Here is a 16,804-nt window from a genome sequence, read left to right as displayed (position 1 = left end):
GTCTGCGCCGGGAATCGACCGTCGACCGCGAACGGAGACGACGGCGGGAAGTCATTCCGTCAGTTCGTACGCCGTGCTGCGCCCGCCCGACGCTGATCTGCGCAGCACCCCTAATGTCACCAGTTCGCCGAGATCGCGTAACGCGGTATCCGCCGAATACTTCGCGATGGCCGCCCACTTGCTGCTGGTCAGCTTGCCGTCGAAACCGTCGAGCAACCGGTTCAGCAGCTTGATTTGCCGCTCGTTAAACGACACGGTGGCCCAGCGCTGCCAGAAACGCGTCTTGGCCAGCACCGCGTCCACGGTGTGCTGGGCGTTGTCCACTGCGCGATGCAGCGTGTGCAGGAACCAGGTCAGCCACGTGGTCACATCGAGCAATCCGCGTTGGGTTTGCTCAAGGATGTCGTAATAAGCGCGGCGCTCCGACCGGATCTGCGCCGACAAACTGTAGAAGCGCTGCGGACTGCCGTCGGCGCGGGCGAGCAGCAAGTCGCAGATGGCCCGGGCGATACGGCCATTGCCATCGTCGAAAGGATACAGCGTGACGAACCACAAATGCGCCAGCCCGGCCTTGATCACCGAAGCCACGTCAGCGTCGTGATTGAGCCAGTCGAGAAAACGCGTTGTCTCGGCGTTGAGGCGATCGGCAGGAGGCGCTTCGAAATGAACCCGCTGGCGGCCAACAGGACCGGAGACCACCTGCATGGCGCCGTTTTGGTCGTTGCGCCATGCGCCTATCTGGATCCGCGATAACCCGCTGAAGCCGGTCGGAAACAAAGCCGCGTGCCACGCAAACAAACGCTCCTGCGTAAGCGGAGCGTCGCAGCGAGCGGTGGCGTCAAGCACCATTTCAACCACGCCTTCCACATGCCGGTCGACCGGTGCAAGCGCGCCAATGTCCACCCCGAGCCGGCGCGCGATAGACGATCGAACCGAGTCCACATTCAGCCGTTCACCTTCGATCTCGCTGGTCTTGATCACGTCTTCGGTGAGCGCGGCCAGACTTGCCTGATTGCGCAGCGACAAACCGACATCGGCAAGCCGGCCGAGCAGCAAACCCTGGGCGCGACTAACGGCGGCCAGCGGCTCTGCGATCACCGACAGATCGTAGCGCCAAGCCGGCCAGTCAGGATCTTCCCAGATAAAAGTCGATTCTCCGCGTTTCATGCGGTGATTATGAGATGTATTCACCGCAAACGGTGATTTATTCTCCGCATAAAATGCGGAGAATAGGCCCGCTATTCGCCGCATGCGTTATGCCGAACGGGTTTCAGGCTGTTCCGTCATGCTTACTCCGCCCAATAAAAAGGGCCGCCCTTCAAACCGGCGGCCCAAAACACATCCTACAACCCACATCAATTCTTCCCTACACGCCTCCGGCGCTTAGCTGCTACCCAAATAGTTGAACAACGACATTTTCTGGATCTGCGCAAACGCTTGTTGCGCGGCCTGCAGCGAGTTCTGCGTCATCTCGTACTGGCTGATTGCACTCGGCAGGTTGACGCTGACCAGGTCCGCCAGATTGTTGGCGGTTTGCGTCGACGTTGTCTGCATGGCGTTCTGCGTCGTCGTGACTTCCTGCTCGCGGCCGCCCACCGCCGTCTGTGCCGTCAGTATGTTGTTGGCCGTGTTGTTGATTTTCGTGCCTGCCGTGGTCAGCGCGTTTTGCAACGTCGCCTGGGCCGCCGCCGAATCGGCTGGCTGTTTCAGTGCGCTCACCAACGTATCGAGCGACGTGAAGATGTCGGTATCGCTGGTGTGGCCAGTGTTTGCCGGCGCCACGGTAAAGGTATCGCCCGATGCCGGCGCGCCGGAAATAGCGACGGTCTGCGAACCCAGCGTGATGTTGTCGCCAGCCGTATAAGGCGTCGGCGGCGTGACGGTGGTGGACGTGCCCGTCGCAGGGTCAAGCGCTGAGACCGAGTACGAACTGACCGTCGTGGTCGTGGGCGGCGTGCCGGTGGTCGTGGTCCCGAACGTGATGGTATAGGTCGACGAGTTGGCAGGATCGCTGCTGTTGCTCACGCTGACCGGACCGATCGTGCCAGAACCCGTGTTGCCCGACGATCCCGCCGAAACCGGCGTGCTTTCGTTCGATGAAACGCTTTGGAAAATCGCCGAACCCGGATCGGCTACGTTGATCGTGCGGGTGTCGGAAATCTGCACCTGCCGCTGACCGGGGCCGCCCGCGTAGGTTGCGCCAATACCCGAAGCGTTGTCGGTGAAGGGCTGCGAGCCGCCCTGGAACCCGGCAAAGATGTAGTTGCCGTTGGCGTCGGTGGTATTGGCAAGCGTCATCAGCGTGCTGCGATAACCCTGGAGCTGGGTCGCAAGCGAGCTGCGGTCGGTGTCGTTGAGCGTGCCGTTGCCGGCGTTCACGACCAGCGCCTGGATGCTCTGCATCACGTTCGTCACGCTGGTGAGCGTGGAGTCTTCCTGCTGCAGCGAGGTCAGCGCGGACGACTGGTTGGTCGAATATTGTGCGAGCGTGGCGGCCTGCGCGGTCAGCGCCACGGCTTGCGCGGCGCCGAGCGGATTGTCCGCCGCGGTCTGCAAGGCCTTGCCCGATGAAATCTGCGCGTACATGTTGGCAAGCGACGCCTGCTGATTGTCCATCGTCTGGACATTCATCGTGAAGTACTGGGAGCTGGAGATGCGCATCGTGAAAGCCTCAGTTGAAGATGCCGAGCAGCGTCGAGAACAGCGTGGAAGCGGTCTGGATGACCTTGCTGTTGGCCTGGTACAACTGCTGGTACTGAATCAGGTTGGCGGCCTCTTCATTCAGGTTCACGCCCGATACCGACTGCTGCGCCGTCGTCGCTTGCGTCAGCACTGCCGTCGCCGACGTACTGGAACTCTGCAGATTGTTGGTCTCGTTGCCGATCTGGTTGACGTAGTTCGCATACGCGCTCGTCAACGAGTCCGTGCCGCCGTTCAACGACTTCGTCTTGCCGAGGTTCGCCAGCGCAAGCGCGTTGCTGCCGTCGCTGCTGCCGCCCTTGTTCGCCGCAATCGTGAAGCTGTCGCCGTTCGCAGGCGTGCCGGTGATCGTCGCGCTGACACCCGTTCCATTCGATACGGTCAAGCCCTGTGATGGGTCGTAGGCGAACGGAGTGTTTGCCGGCACGACGGTGCCGCTTGGCAGCGTGACGGGTTGATTCGACGTCAATTGCTTGGCGGTCGCGTTGTACGTCAGCGTCATGCCGGTGGACGCGAGCGAATAACCCGCGGTGACCGTCGCAGCCGAGATGTTTGCGGTGCCGGCGTTGCTCGCTCCCGCCGATGCCACCGCCGGTGACGCCGCCGCAATCGCAGTCGGGTTCGTGGTGACCATCGAGAACGCGGAAAGTGCGCCGCTCGTCGGCTGGATGGTGAACGAATCGCCGGACTTCATGCCGCTCGTCAACGAGATATTCATGCCCGCAATCGTGCCGTTGACCGCGCCCGTCACCGGATCGGCCGTGAGCGTGCCAAGCGACGCGCCGCTCTGGCTGTCGGTGAGCGTGTAGGTCGAGCCGTTGAGGGACAACGTGTAATTGCTGCTGGGCGGCTGGGTCGGATCCGCAATCGATACGCTCAGTTGAGCCGTGCCCGTATTGCGCGAATTCGCATAAATGGTCGGGCTGCCGGTCGAGAACAGCGCGGTGCCGGGGTTGCCGTTCAGGTCCACGCCCAGCGCGTTTTGCTGGTTCAGTTGCGCGGCGAAACTGGTGGCGAGCGAACCAAGCTGAGCCTGCGCGGGATCGAGCGACTGGCTGCGGAATGCAAGCAATCCGCCTACCGTCCCGCCGCCGAATGTGGAGTCAGGCAGATATTGCGTTTGCGCGGGCGTCTGCGGCGAGCCGTCTGGCGATGCATACGCGATCGACAACTCGCTCGGGTTCGACGTCGATGTCACCGCCGCCAACTGATACGCCGTCGTTCCGTTCACCAGCGGCTGGCCCGTGCCGATCGACACGTTGTACGCGCCGTTGACGGTGGTGACCTGCACGTTCGTCAACTGGCTCAGGCTCGCAACCGCCTGGTCCCGTGCATCGAGTAACTGGTTCGGCGGCTGGCCCTGCGCGCTCGCTGAGGCAATCTGGCCGTTCAGCGTGGCGATCTGGCTGGTGTAGCTGTTGATCTGCGTGACCGCGCTGGTGAGCGACTGGTTGACGCCGGAGCGAAGCTGGTTGTAGTTCGCGGCCGCGGCGTTCATCTGGTTGACGAGCGTTTGCCCGCTGCTCATGAGCGATTGCCGCGTCGACGTTGTAGCGGGGCTGTTCGCGACCGATTGCAAGCTCGTGAAATAGCCCGTCATGCCCGCGCCAATACCCGTGGTCGGATCGCCCACGAGGTTGTTCAGCTGCGACAACATCGAGTAATAGGTGTTCAGCGAACTGCTGTTGGACTGCGCGTTATTGAGCTGCGTGGTCAGGAAAGAACTGTATGAACGCGCGACAGTCGCGGTCTGGACGCCTGAGCCCAGGTAACCCGACGTCGTGTATTGCCCCGACGCCTCCTGGTACACCGGCGTCTCCTGGGTATAGCCCGGGGTCGCGGCGTTGCTGATGTTCTGTCCGGTGGTCGTCAAACCCCATTGGGCTGCATTAAGACCACTGACGCCGATATCGAATAGGGACATGCAAGGAATCCTGGTAAAGGCCCAAAACCCGGGCCGCCGCTGGCTGACGGCAACTGGTGTATATCGGCCGATTGCAGAAAAAGTTGAATTCCGGCGTGCTGAATCGGGGCACGCGTGATTTTTGGGCGCAGTGCAGTTCCCTCTCCGATGAAATCCGCACGCACACTGCCCCATGACGGATTATTCACCGCGGCAGAGTGAGGCAATTGGTGAAGCAGCGGGGAGATTGGGCGCCAGTTCGACGAATGGAAGCGGCGTGGATGGAAGCGGCGTTGCGGGGAAAGAAGTGAGGCGCGGCGAGCACAGGGGCTCGCCGCCGCATCGATTTAGCGCGCCAGCGACCGGCGTTTCATCTCGAGTTGCGTAATCAGGCGTTGCAGCGTGTTTTCGGCTGAGCCCGGCAGGCTCATGAACTTGAAGCCCAGCGTATAGCGCAGATCGCCGCGTGAATTCACTGTCTGCCGGTTCGACATCAGTTGCAAGTCGAGCACGACCTTGCCCGGGTTGCTGAAGTGCAGTTCCACGGAACGCAGGATCAGGCCGACTTCCATCGACGCAACCCGCTCGTCCATGGTGCGCAGCGCCACGCCACCCAGCGACAGGTCGTTCACTTCAAAGCGAAAACGCTCGCCATTCGGCAGTTCGCCGCTGCAGATGTACGGATCCAGCACGGGCGCTTCCACGCGGAAATACTCGCGCCGCTGCATGTAGAACAGCACCGGCGGAAATTCCGCTTCGAACGCCGGATGCCCTTCGAAAACGATTTCACGCGGCGTGCCGGTGGCGAATTCGACGCGCACGCCGTCGGGGCTCGCGTGGAACATCAGGTTTTCCGAGCGCAGCATGGCCTGGTTCTGCTCGGGGATGCCACCCCAATCGAAGATAAAGGTATGCGCTGCCGTATTCACGTCGAGCAGGCGCGTGACGATCTGCCCCGTGCCGTGATCGACGGTCAGGAAGTCGGCTCGATTAACGAGGTTGCGTAGCGAGACGCCGATTTCCAGCGGATTACGCCGGCCGAAATCGTGAGCATCGGATTCGTCGTCTGCAATGCCGGAACCGTTTGGCGGATTCATGTTCATGGAGCTTGCCGTGTTCGTTTGCTCGCTCGCGTCCCGTTTTCCGGGACTGTTTGAGCGTCCAACCGGACCCTGTGGATCCGGCACTTCGATGTTTCATTTAGCGGCAACCGGGATTGAATATTTAGGGTTGGCTGTAAAAAAAACTTTCCTGATCCCGTATCCGGCGGCCGAAAACGTTCGCAAAGCGCGCAAATCGAAACGAACCAGCACGTTCTCTCCATTTCGATGCCTTGCGGCCCGGGCCGGCTGCCTTCGGACGCACCATGCGCCCGATCCTCGCCGTCAGCCTGCATCGTGTTTTTATTGCGACATTGGCCCCGTCGCTTTTGATACCTTACTCGTAATATGTTTGGTCTAGCTAACTAGATGACGCAAAAGGTGCGCCAGTCCGCACACGCGTCGCGCCCGGTTCACACCGGGGTCACGCGCGGATCACGCTCAGATTGCACTCGATCACGCAATGTGCCGCATGATCGAAATCAGCTTTTTAGCGTATTGCGGGTCCGTTGCGTAGCCCGCTTTCTGCATTCCGTGCGCAAAACCGGCGGCATCGCGCGAGGCTTCCACGACCGGCGCGTAGCGCGGATTGCTCTTGAGCACGCTGGCGTAATCGGTGAGTGCGTCTTCGTACGAGTCGTAGGAGCGGAATTTCTCCACCACTTTCTGCGGTTTGCCGTTCACGTATTCCGTGGTCACCGCGTTCGTCGTCTTGCCGCTCCAGTCGCTGGTCGCCTTGATGCCGAACACGTTGTGGCTCGAGCTGCCGTCGGTATTCTTGATCTCGCGCTTGCCCCAGCCGGACTCCAGCGCCGCCTGGCCGATGATAAATCGCGCCGGAATCCCGGTCGCCGAGCTCGCGGCCTGCGCCGGCGCGGCAAGCCGGTCGACAAAAGCCGCCACCTTGTCCGTGCCCACGCCGCGTGCGGGCGGCGTCAGCGCGCTGTCGGCGCTATAACCATTGCCACTAAGCGATGCCTTCGATGCCGCCGTCGATGACCCCGCCGCGTTCGCATACGCCTTTGCCATCGCGTTCATGGCGGCCATGTTGCCGGCGTTCGCGCTGCTGTCGCCGCTCGCGCCCACGCCATCCATCTGCCCGCCCGCGCCCGCACTGGACGACCCACCACCGGCGTTGCGCATCAGTTGCTTGAGCATCATGTCGGCTACGCCAATGCCCTTTGCGCCCATGTTCTGCGAAAGCTGCTGGTCGAGCATCGACGTGAAGGTCTTGCTGTCGTTCGAATCGAAAGGGCTGTCCGACGGCGTGGCGTCGCGCATGCTCTTCAACATCATCTGCGTGAAAACGGAGTCAAACTGCTTGGCCGCCGCCTTCAAACCCTGCTGCGGATTCGCGTTCGCCTGCGCGCGCATGGCGTCGAAGCCCTGCACGTCGAGCGCAAAACGGTTCGACAACGAACCCAGGCCGCTGCCCGTGTCGGAGGTGTTCATCGATGCGAGCGCGTTGCTTGCCGTACCGGTCCCGTTCGCGTTCATGACCTGTCGCCTTTAAATAATTTCGAGATCGGCGCGCAACGCACCCGCCGCTTTCATCGATTGCAAAATCGAGATCAGATCCGCCGGCGTCGCCCCGAGGGCATTCAACGCCTTGACCACGTCCGCGAGCGTCGCGCTTGCCGCCACTTGCTTGAGCGCGCCCGTGTCCTGCTTCAACTGGATGCTCGACTGCTTCGCCGCCACGGTTTGTCCGTTGGAGAACGCGCCCGGCTGGCTCACGGCGGTCGTCGTGTTGATCACCACCGACAAATTGCCATGCGCGACCGCGCAGTTCTGCAGCGTGACCATCTGGTTCATCACGATAGAACCCGTGCGCGCATTCACGATCACCTTGGCTGCGGCCTGCGCCGGCCTGACATCGATATTCTCAAGCTGCGCCATGAACGACACCGTTTGCGACGGATCGGCCGGCGCGCGCAACTGGATCGTGCGGCCGTCGAGCGCGATGGCCGTGCCCATGCCGAAATCGTTGTTCACTGCCGCCACGATCTTCTGCGTGGTGTCGAAGTCGAGTGTGTTCAGCTCCATGGTCATCACGCCGCCGGCTTGCGTCACCGCTGCGGGCACCGCGCGTTCGACCAGCGCGCCGCCCGGAATGCGGCCGACTGCAAGCTGGTTGACCTGGACCTTGCTGCCGTTCGCACTGGCGCCCGCACCGCCGACCGCGAGATTGCCCTGCGCCATCGCGTAGACCTGGCCGTCGGCGCCTTTGAGCGGCGCCATCAATAACGTACCGCCGCGCAAGCTCTTCGCATTGCCAAGCGATGACACCGTTACATCGATCGCTTCGCCCGGCCGCGAGAACGGCGGCAAGACAGCCGTCACCATCACGGCGGCGACGTTCTTCAACTGCATGTTCTGCGTGGTCGCGGCGTTCAGCGTGATGCCGAGGTTGCCGAGCATGTTCACCAGGCTTTGCGTGGTGAACGGCGTCTGGGTCGTCTGGTCACCGGTGCCGTCGAGGCCGACCACGAGGCCGTAGCCGATCAACGGGTTATCACGTACGCCCTGGAACGAAACCAGGTCCTTGAGGCGCTCCGCCTGCGCGGTCTGCGGAAGTGCGGCGACGGCGGCAATCAAGGCCAGCGCAATGGAAACGGAGCGAAGAAAGAGTTTCATGGTCAGAAGGGCGCCACGTTGAGGAAGAAGCGCTGGAGCCAGCCCATCTGCTGCGATTCATCGATATAACCCTTCGCCGAATATTCAATCTTCGCGTCTGCCACCTGAGTCGAAAACACAGTGTTGGTGCCGGAGATGGTCGTCGGATTGACGACGCCGGAGAAGCGCACGAATTCGTTGCCCTGGTTGATCAGCATCTGCTTCTCGCCGCTTACGACCAGGTTGCCGTTGGGCAGCACGTCGGTGACGGTGACCGTCAGCGTGCCGTTAAAGGTATTGGCCGCGCTCGCGCCGCCTGCGCCGTTGAAGCCGTTTGAACCGCTGGCGCTCAGGTTGGTGTTGTGGAACAGCCCGCCAAAGAGACCCGGCGTGACGGGCACGGCGAACGCCTCGCTGGCGTTACGCGCCGCATTCGCCGCCGATGACTTCGTCGCATTCACGTTTTCCGCAATCACGATAGTAATGATGTCGCCGGTATTGCGCGGACGCTGGTCTTCGAACAGCGGCCGTCCCGCGTATCCCGCGTTGTAGATCGCGCCAGGCGATGCCGAATTCAGCGGCGGCGCCGGCGGGCGCGCCGTCATCGGCTGCTGCGTGATCGGCTCTTTGGGCACGAGCGCGCAGGCCGCCAACGCGACGAGCGCCAGCACCGATGCGCTGCGGATGCGTGATAAGCGTGAAAGTTGTGATGACATCTTCGTGGTCCTTCGGAATGACGCTGCTGATGCAATTGATGCGGTAGGCGCGGGTTGCCCCGGCTTAAACCTGCATCTGGCTCAGCGTCTGCAGCATCTGGTCCGACGTGGTCACGGCCTTGCTGTTGATTTCATAGGCGCGCTGGGTCTGGATCATGTTGACCAGTTCCTGGACCACGTTCACGTTCGATGCTTCCACATACCCCTGCTGCAACTGCCCCGCTCCGTTCAAACCCGGGGTCACGACGTTCGCATTGCCGGACGAAGCCGTTTCGGCGAACAGGTTTTCACCGCGCGCGTCGAGGCCGGCCGGATTGACGAAGGTCGCAAGCTGCAGCTGGCCAACCGTTGTGTTAGCCGAACTGCCCTGCTGCGTGACCGTGACCGTGCCGTCCGAGCCGATGGTGATACCGGTTGCGGTCGTCGGGATCGTGATGGCCGGGCTGACCTGATAACCGCTCGATGTAACGAGCTGGCCTTGCGCGTTGGTCTGGAACGAACCGTCGCGGGTGTAGGCGGTCGTGCCGTCGGGCATCGTCACCTGGAAGAAGCCGTTGCCGTTGATGGCGACGTCCTTCGAGTTGCCGGTCTGCGACAGGTTGCCCTGCGTGTAGAGGCGCTCGGTAGCGACCTGTTGCACGCCGGTACCAATCTGGCTGCCCGACGCCAGTTCGGTCTGCTGCGTTGAATTCGCGCCCGGCTGGCGGACGGTTTGATACAGCAAGTCCTCGAACACCGCGCGCGAGCCCTTGAAGCCGTTCGTGCTGACGTTGGCGAGATTGTTCGAAATCACGTCCATCTGCGACTGCTGGGCGTTCATGCCGGTTGCGGCGATGTAGAGAGAGCGGTTCATGTTTTTTATCCTGATACTGCGGATTAACTGAAGTCGAGCAGTTTGTTAGCCGACTGATCGTTCGAGTTGGCCGAATCGAGCAACTTGGTCTGCATCTGGAACTGGCGGGCGTTGGTGATCATGTCGACCATCGCGGACACCGCATTCACGTTGCTGCCTTCCAGCGACGCGGGCGCGACCGTCACCGTCGGATCAGCGTCGGCGGGCTGGTTATCGGCGGTGCGAAACAGGCCGTCGTCACCGCGCGTCAACGCCCCTGCTTCGGGATTGACCAGCTTCAACTGGTCTACCGTCGCAATCGATGTCGGCGGGTCGCCCGGCATCAGCGCAGTCACCGTTCCGTCCTTGCCGATGGTGACTTCCGCGCCCGGCGGAATCGACATCGGGCCGGCATTGCCGAGCACCGGCAGGTTGTTTGCCGTGACCAGCTGGCCGTTGGCATCCACGTGAAGGTTGCCTGCACGCGTGTACGCCTCACCGCCATCTTCCGTCTGCACGGAAAGCCAGCCCGGACCCTGGACGGCGACATCGAGCGGATTGCCGGTCTGCTGGATCGGACCCGGCGTGTAATCGGCGGTCGGCGTGGACGACAGCACGAAAGTGCGCGTGGTCGCGTCGCCGGACGCACCGTTCTCGAAGTTCATCGGCACCTGGCGAAACGCGGAAAGCTGCGCACGAAAGCCCGTCGTCGACGCATTGGCGAGGTTGTTCGCCGTGACGCTCTGCTGCTCGAGCGCCTGTGCGGCGCCGCTCATCGCGGTATAGATCAGACGGTCCATTTATGACTCTCTCGTGCGCGGCTTGGCTGCGGCTCTTACAGGTTGATGAGCGTCTGGTCGACGGTTTGCTGCGTCTTGATCGTCTGCGCGTTCGCCTGGTAATTGCGCTGCGCCGTGATCAGGTCAACCAGCGAACTGGTCAGGTCGACGTTCGAGTTTTCCACCGCGCCGCCTTGCAGCGAGCCGTGATTGGTCGAACCCGGCACCGACACTTGCGCCAGACCCGATGCCGCGGTCTGCTGATAGTTGTTGCCGCCCAGGTCTTGCAAGCCGTTCTGGTTAGCGAACGTGGCGAGCGCGATCTGGCCGAGCGCTTGCGTCTTGCCGTTGGTGTACGTGCCGGTCAGCGTGCCGTCGGGCCCGACCGAAAAGCCCGCCAGTTCGCTCGATGTATAGCCGTCCTGGGTGCTGTTCACGAGGCCGGTCGTCGCGCCGTATTGGGTCGTGCCGGCAAATGACATCGACATGGTTTGCACCGCGGTGGCGCTATTGGACGCGCCATCCGGAATCGAAAACGAGAACGGCGTGATCGCGGTGGCGGGCGGGGTCGGTATCAGGTTGCCCGACTGGTCGAACGAAACCTTGCCCAGGTCGCCAGCTACGCCAGTCGACGTTCCCGTGACCGGGGTGTTGCCGGCGCCGGTCGTCGCATACGCTTCCCACGATCCCGTCGATTGCTTGACGAAAAACACGTTGACCGCATGCGTGCCGCCGAGCGAGTCGTTGACGTTGATCTGGCTGGTGGCGCTATAGGTGTTCGCGTTGGTCGGATCGAACGGCGTTTGGGTCGGGACCGTAGCCTGCGAGTTCAGGTTGAACTGAAAACTCACGTTCTTGGTCGCGGCCGGCGGCAAGTTCGAGTTCGGCACGACGAGCGGTACGGTCGACGACGTGTTGATCACGCCCTGCGCATTGGCTGCATAACCCATCAACGTCTGGCCGGCTGCGTTGACGATCGTGCCGTTGGCCGCCAGGTTGAACACGCCGTTGCGCGAGTACACGTTCGCACCGTTCGCTGACATCTGGAAGAAGCCATTGCCATTGATTGCGACGTCCAGCGCCTGGCTGGTCGTGGTGATCGTGCCCTGGCCGAACTGCTGCTGCACTTCCGACATCTGCGAGCCAATGCCGATCTGGTTGTTCACGGCGGTGGCCACCGAATTCGCGTACATATCGGCGAATTGCGCCTGGCCTTGCTTGAAGCCGACGGTGTTCGCGTTGGCAATGTTGTTGCCGATCACATCGAGGTCGTTCGACGCGCCGGACAAACCAGATAAACCTTGTTGGTAACCCATGACGGTCTCCGCTTCTAGAAGATTGAGCTAATGAATAAGGGCTTAGAGAATCGACGCAATGCTGGTCAGCGGCACCGTCTTGCCGGTCGACAGCATCACGCCTGCCGTGCCGTCGGGCTGCTGCACCACGCTTTGCACGACCGATGCGGACAGCGCGGTCGCCGTTGCAGCCGTACCGTTGACCGTGCCGCCTGCCGAAAGCGTGTACGTGCCGTCGGGCAGCGTCACGCCCTTCGAGTCGGTCGGCGTCCAGCCCGAGATGGGCACCACGCCTGCGGGCTGCGCGCCGAGGTCGATCGTCTGGACAACCTGGCCGGCGCTGTTCGTGATGCTCACCGTCATGTCGCTGAGCGCGTTGGCAGACTGCACGCCGAAGGTGCTGGCCTTGCCGCCGCTCACGGTCATGGTGTTGCCCGGGGCGAGCACGGTTCCGCCGATCAGCGACGCGGCCTGCGCGCCCTGTCCCGCCGACAATTGCGTGGCAAGCGAGCTGAGCGACGTGTTCAACTGGCCGATACCCGACACCGTGCTGATCTGCGCGAGTTGCGAAGTCATCTGCGAGCTGTCGGTCGGGTTGGTCGGGTCCTGGTTCTGAAGCTGCGTGACGAGCAGCGTCAGGAAGGTGTTCTGCAAGTCGGCCGGCGATTGCGTGCCGGTCGCGCTGGAGCTCGAACTGGCAGACGAACTGCTCGATGTGCCGTTCATGGTGTTCAGCAGCGTCTGCGACATCGTCGCGCCGTTGTTGCCGATCGAAGTATTGGTTGTCACGGGGTTGTCCTCAGGTTCCGATCGTCAGGGTCTTAAGCATCAGCTGCTTGGCGGTATTGAGCGTTTCCACGTTCGCCTGATACGAACGGGACGCCGAAATCATGTTGACCATTTCCTGCACCGGATCGACGTTCGGCAAGGTCACGTAGCCGTCCGGGTTCGCTGCGGGATTGGTCGGGTCGTAGCTGGTTTTCATCGGCGTGGGGTCGTCGATCACGCCCGTCACCTGCACGCCGCCCACTTGCTGACCGGACGCCGTGCGCGCGCCGCCGAGCGGATCGACGGCGAATACCACTTGCTTCGCCTTGTACGGCTGGCCGTCCGGGCCGGTCGTGCTGTCCGCGTTCGCCAGGTTCGAGGCGGTCACGTTCAGGCGCTGCGCCTGCGCGGACATCGCCGAACCGGCAACGTTGAAGATGTTCATCAGAGAGGGCATTGCTTCTCCTCGTTATTTAGTTCGACGTGATCGCCGAGAGCATCGTCTTGATCTGCGACGACACCACGGTCATGCCGGCCTCGAAATGCAGCGCGTTGTCGGCGAACTGGACGCGCTCTGAATCCATGTCGACGGTATTGCCGTCAAGCGCCGGCTGGCTCGGAATCCGGTAAGCCAGCTTGCCGTAGTCGTCGGGGCTGCCGCCGCTGGCGGTGAGTGTCGTGGTGCCGGACATATGTCCCGCCGATGTCGTCGCGAGCGCCGCGCCGGTCGACACGCTCACCGGTTGCGCCATCCGCAGCGGCGCGGTGGCTGACGCCGTGGTGTTCGCCGGCGCGCCGGTCTTTTTCAGCGCGCCTGCGAGGGCGCTTGCGAAATCGACGTCGCGCGCCTTGTAGCCCGGGGTATCGGCGTTCGCAATATTCGACGACAACAGTTCCTGCCGGTAGGCGCGCACATCCAGCGCTTCGCGGCCAAACGCAAATTCCTGGTCGAGCTTGTCAAGCATGCGGTCCTCCTTCACCTTCGATGTCTCGTGATCGATGGCGCCGGGATTGCCGTCGGCCATCGAAGACTTTTGCATGAGACGAATCTTAGGAGCGAGACGCAAGATGCAATCAGACGAATAACAGGGAAAGGCGGCCTCTATTCGACGCTTGCCTTTAGCCGGCGAAACCTAGAATTCGTCTCGTGGGTCGATCGTTGATGGGTTTCACGTTGGCGGTTGGCCGGATTCGCTGGATCTGTTTGGGATTTATCTGGGAGAAGCACAATGCACAGCTTCACTGCGCCTGCTTGCAAGCCGGCGGTTCATCGCCTGGCCGCGAACGGCCTGGTGAAAGCCCGCGCGCGTCTGGCTAGCGGTGTTGCGCTGCGCGGTCCGGTTGCGCTTTGCGTGCTTGCATTGGCTCTGCTGACGGCCGGCGTGACGACCGCGCGCGCGCAGGATGCGGGCGGCGGCAGCGGCACGATCATGATTGCCGGTCCCGGCGAAACCAATCCCGCGGATGTCGTGTCGATGGCGAAAGACGCCGGCATGTCCGTGGACGGCAGCACGAGCCAAGCTCAGCCGGCGCGCACGTCGCGTCCTGCGGGTTACGCCGCGGCGGCTCATGCAGCCGATGCCGCCATGCGCGCGGCCGCGCTGGCACTCGATGCCCACGCCGATGCCGCCGACGCATCCTCCTCTGCCGCCGATACCAGCGGCCTGATTGTGATTCCAGGGCCGGGGGAGGCGAAGACGGCGGCGAAGCCCATGGCCGCAGCGCCCAGGCTGGCGATGACGCCAAGCCGGACGGCGGCTGCATCGAACAATTCCTCCGATGCGCCCAATGCCGCCGGAATGATCGAGATCCCCGGTAACGGCGAGCCGAAAGCGGCTACTTCTATTAGTAACGCTGGAAAAACCGCCGTCGATACCCTTCCTCGCGTCACGACATCGTCACGTGACGTGATGCCCGTGGTCGTCGCGACGGACGGCAGCGCATCGGCCCAAACCATTCCGCGCGTTGCCTCGCGAGGCTTCCAGGCAAGGCCCATCGCGGCTGCACCCGCCGCGCCGGTCGCCGGCATGATGCCCGTTTCGATGCGCGCCCCGGCGCCCATCCGCGCCCCGCTCCAGCCCGCACCCGCCATGGCCGGTGCGCCGAACCAGGCCACGCAGGATGGCGACGCGGTGCGTGCCGCCGCGCTCGTCTTCCTGACGCAGCAGGCGGCAGGTTTGCCCGGCAAGGCCGATATCACCGTGACACCCGTTTTCCCGCGCGGCCTCGCGGCGTGCTCGACGCTTGAGCCGTTCCTGCCGGCGGGTTCGCGTCTCTGGGGCCGCACCACCGTCGGCGTGCGTTGTTCCGGCGACCGGCCCTGGACGCTCTATCTGCAAGCACGCGTCTCGGTGATGGCCACGTATTACCTTGCCGCCCGCGCGGTTGCGCCGGGCGAAGTGCTCACGGCCGCCGACCTGATTCCCCGCGACGGCGATCTCACGTCGATGCCGCAAGCCATTGTCACGGACCCGTCACAAGCCGTTGGAGCGGTGACGTTGTCGCGGCTCGCGGCGGGGCTGCCGCTGCGTACGGACATGCTGCGAGGCGCCGGCGCCGTAGTGATCGGACAGAGCGTGCACGTGGTAACAAACGGCGCTGGCTTTTCGATATCGGCAGAAGGCAGCGCCATGAATAACGCCGCGCCCGGGCAGCAAGTCCGCGTCAAGACGGCCGGGGGACAGATCATTTCCGGCGTCGTGAAGGACGGCTCGACCGTGGAAATCCAGCTTTGAGAAAGGGGTCGGGAACCCCCTATGTGGGTTATCCCTCACTTGTTTCAATTTGTTGCAATTCCTTGCCAAGCTTATCCAGCAAGGCTGAGCGGGAGATCGAGGTAACTGGCGTGGGGTCTGAGCGGCGGGAGGGTTAAAGTTTTTACATCGGTCCGCCGATAAAAGGATCACATCGTCAGGGAAGACCATCGTGAAAATCGATTCCAGCAACACCAGCCAGATCGCAGCATTGCAAGAAGCTGCACAACAGCGTGCGGCGCAAGCCGACGCGCAACCGACCAGCACGACGGGCGGCACGACCAGCAGCACCGGCGGCGCCGGAAGTTCGAATTCGACCGTGAGCTTGTCGGCGCTGTCGACGGATTTGCGCACGTCGGGTTCGTCGGCAGATATCGATACGGCGAAAGTCGCGTCGATCAAGGCCGCGCTGAACGACGGCAGCTACAAGGTCGATTCGGGCAAGATCGCCGACGGCATGCTGAGCAGCGCACGTGAACTGATTCGAACGAATACCCCGCCGGCCGGTGGCTGAGCATAGCGGCTATGTGTTGCAGGCGACGCGCAGAGCGAGCCCGTGGCACAGGACGATAGGCTTCAGATAAACGCATCGATTCCACGATGCAGCGCCGGGCGGCTTTTTTTGACCTTGGCACCGCTATGAATGCGGGCCGGAGTTTTTAGCGAGTCGCCCATGAAAGACGCCCTGCTTGCCACTGTTATTGACGAAACCGCTGCCGTTCAGGCGTTCGAGTCGCTGCTGGTCCACGAAGAGAAAGCGCTGATTGCGGCCTCGCCGCTTGAAACGCTGCCTTCGATCATCGAACAAAAAACTGCGTTGACCGAGCAGCTTGCCGCACTGGAACGCCAGCGCGACGAGCAACTTGACGCGCTTGGACTGCCGAAGGGTTTTATCGGCATGGAAAAAGCCGTTACCGGCGACGAGGCGCTGGCCTCGCGCTGGCAGGAATTGCTCGCCGCGGCGGGACGCGCGAGGCGCGGCAATAACAGCATTGGCGTGCTGATCCGCTCACGCATGGAATACAACCGTAACGCGCTTGCCGCATTGACCATGGCGCCGCCGAAGTCGGCGTTCTATGGTCCCGATGGGCGTGTGCCGGGGATCTACGGGGTGTAAAACCGGTTCTGCGTTCAAAGGCCGGCCGATTCAAAACGCTTCGCTGCGCGCTGTGTCCCATTTCGGGACCGGCGCGTTTTTCATTTCACGTGGCCGTCTAAGCTCCGAGCCCCTTCCATCGCCCGAATTACCCCCGTTTCTCCGCCCTGATCACGCGATGGCCGCTCGCTGCTTTTCGCAATAATCGCTCCACTGGATCAATGCGTCAGGCTTTCACGGAAGCCC

Annotated in this window: 16 protein-coding genes; 3 read left to right on the top strand and 13 right to left on the bottom strand. The window is 62.6% G+C overall.

What is annotated here, in order from left to right; translation table 11 throughout:
* Window positions 1-51: 51 nt before the first annotated feature.
* The 13 genes from ACMX25_RS01900 to flgB all read right to left on the bottom strand — a co-directional run bounded on the left by ACMX25_RS01900 (window position 52) and on the right by flgB (window position 13,674).
* Window positions 52-1,167: a Fic family protein gene (locus ACMX25_RS01900; protein WP_414947852.1), complete on the bottom strand. Its 1,116-nt coding sequence runs from the start codon at window positions 1,165-1,167 to the stop codon at window positions 52-54.
* 216 nt (window positions 1,168-1,383) lie between these two features.
* Window positions 1,384-2,661 (bottom strand): flagellar hook-associated protein FlgL, encoded by a 1,278-nt coding sequence (gene flgL / locus ACMX25_RS01895; RefSeq protein WP_414947851.1) that lies wholly within the window; start codon window positions 2,659-2,661, stop codon window positions 1,384-1,386.
* Window positions 2,662-2,671: 10 nt separating this feature from the next.
* Window positions 2,672-4,624, bottom strand: a complete 1,953-nt coding sequence (flgK, locus tag ACMX25_RS01890) for a flagellar hook-associated protein FlgK (protein WP_414947850.1) — start codon at window positions 4,622-4,624, stop codon at window positions 2,672-2,674.
* A gap of 326 nt (window positions 4,625-4,950) precedes the next feature.
* Complete coding sequence (locus tag ACMX25_RS01885; RefSeq protein WP_414947946.1) at window positions 4,951-5,700, bottom strand: flagellar brake protein; 750 nt, start codon at window positions 5,698-5,700, stop codon at window positions 4,951-4,953.
* A 459-nt stretch (window positions 5,701-6,159) separates the two neighbouring features.
* Window positions 6,160-7,155, bottom strand: coding sequence for a flagellar assembly peptidoglycan hydrolase FlgJ (gene flgJ, locus ACMX25_RS01880; RefSeq protein WP_414947945.1), 996 nt, complete (start codon window positions 7,153-7,155; stop codon window positions 6,160-6,162).
* A 57-nt stretch (window positions 7,156-7,212) separates the two neighbouring features.
* Window positions 7,213-8,340 (bottom strand): flagellar basal body P-ring protein FlgI, encoded by a 1,128-nt coding sequence (locus ACMX25_RS01875; RefSeq protein WP_414947849.1) that lies wholly within the window; start codon window positions 8,338-8,340, stop codon window positions 7,213-7,215.
* A gap of 2 nt (window positions 8,341-8,342) precedes the next feature.
* Window positions 8,343-9,035, bottom strand: coding sequence for a flagellar basal body L-ring protein FlgH (locus ACMX25_RS01870; protein WP_414947848.1), 693 nt, complete (start codon window positions 9,033-9,035; stop codon window positions 8,343-8,345).
* 64 nt (window positions 9,036-9,099) lie between these two features.
* Window positions 9,100-9,888 (bottom strand): flagellar basal-body rod protein FlgG, encoded by a 789-nt coding sequence (gene flgG, locus ACMX25_RS01865; protein WP_414947847.1) that lies wholly within the window; start codon window positions 9,886-9,888, stop codon window positions 9,100-9,102.
* Between the two features lie 23 nt (window positions 9,889-9,911).
* Entirely contained in the window at window positions 9,912-10,667 is a 756-nt protein-coding gene (flgF, locus tag ACMX25_RS01860; RefSeq protein WP_414947846.1) for a flagellar basal-body rod protein FlgF, read from the bottom strand.
* 35 nt (window positions 10,668-10,702) lie between these two features.
* A complete protein-coding gene (gene flgE, locus ACMX25_RS01855; RefSeq protein ID WP_414947845.1) occupies window positions 10,703-11,962 on the bottom strand; it encodes a flagellar hook protein FlgE in 1,260 nt (419 codons plus the stop codon).
* A 42-nt stretch (window positions 11,963-12,004) separates the two neighbouring features.
* Entirely contained in the window at window positions 12,005-12,730 is a 726-nt protein-coding gene (locus ACMX25_RS01850; RefSeq protein ID WP_414947844.1) for a flagellar hook assembly protein FlgD, read from the bottom strand.
* A 10-nt stretch (window positions 12,731-12,740) separates the two neighbouring features.
* Complete coding sequence (gene flgC, locus ACMX25_RS01845; RefSeq protein ID WP_087646941.1) at window positions 12,741-13,166, bottom strand: flagellar basal body rod protein FlgC; 426 nt, start codon at window positions 13,164-13,166, stop codon at window positions 12,741-12,743.
* Between the two features lie 16 nt (window positions 13,167-13,182).
* On the bottom strand, window positions 13,183-13,674 hold the full coding sequence (gene flgB / locus ACMX25_RS01840) for a flagellar basal body rod protein FlgB (protein ID WP_414947944.1): 492 nt from the start codon (window positions 13,672-13,674) through the stop codon (window positions 13,183-13,185).
* Between the two features lie 264 nt (window positions 13,675-13,938).
* Here flgB and flgA point away from each other — a divergent pair, with 264 nt between their 5' ends.
* The 3 genes from flgA (at window position 13,939) to ACMX25_RS01825 (ending at window position 16,579) form a co-directional block, all read left to right on the top strand.
* Window positions 13,939-15,444, top strand: a complete 1,506-nt coding sequence (gene flgA, locus ACMX25_RS01835) for a flagellar basal body P-ring formation chaperone FlgA (RefSeq protein ID WP_414947843.1) — start codon at window positions 13,939-13,941, stop codon at window positions 15,442-15,444.
* A 190-nt stretch (window positions 15,445-15,634) separates the two neighbouring features.
* Window positions 15,635-15,976, top strand: a complete 342-nt coding sequence (gene flgM, locus ACMX25_RS01830) for a flagellar biosynthesis anti-sigma factor FlgM (protein ID WP_414947842.1) — start codon at window positions 15,635-15,637, stop codon at window positions 15,974-15,976.
* 159 nt (window positions 15,977-16,135) lie between these two features.
* Window positions 16,136-16,579: a flagella synthesis protein FlgN gene (locus tag ACMX25_RS01825; RefSeq protein ID WP_414947841.1), complete on the top strand. Its 444-nt coding sequence runs from the start codon at window positions 16,136-16,138 to the stop codon at window positions 16,577-16,579.
* Window positions 16,580-16,804: the final 225 nt, after the last annotated feature.

Source organism: Caballeronia eucalypticola, from assembly GCF_047608185.1.
Lineage (GTDB): Bacteria > Pseudomonadota > Gammaproteobacteria > Burkholderiales > Burkholderiaceae > Caballeronia.
The sequence above is the reverse complement of the archived record's forward strand: the minus strand, read 5'-3'. Positions and strand labels throughout refer to the sequence as shown.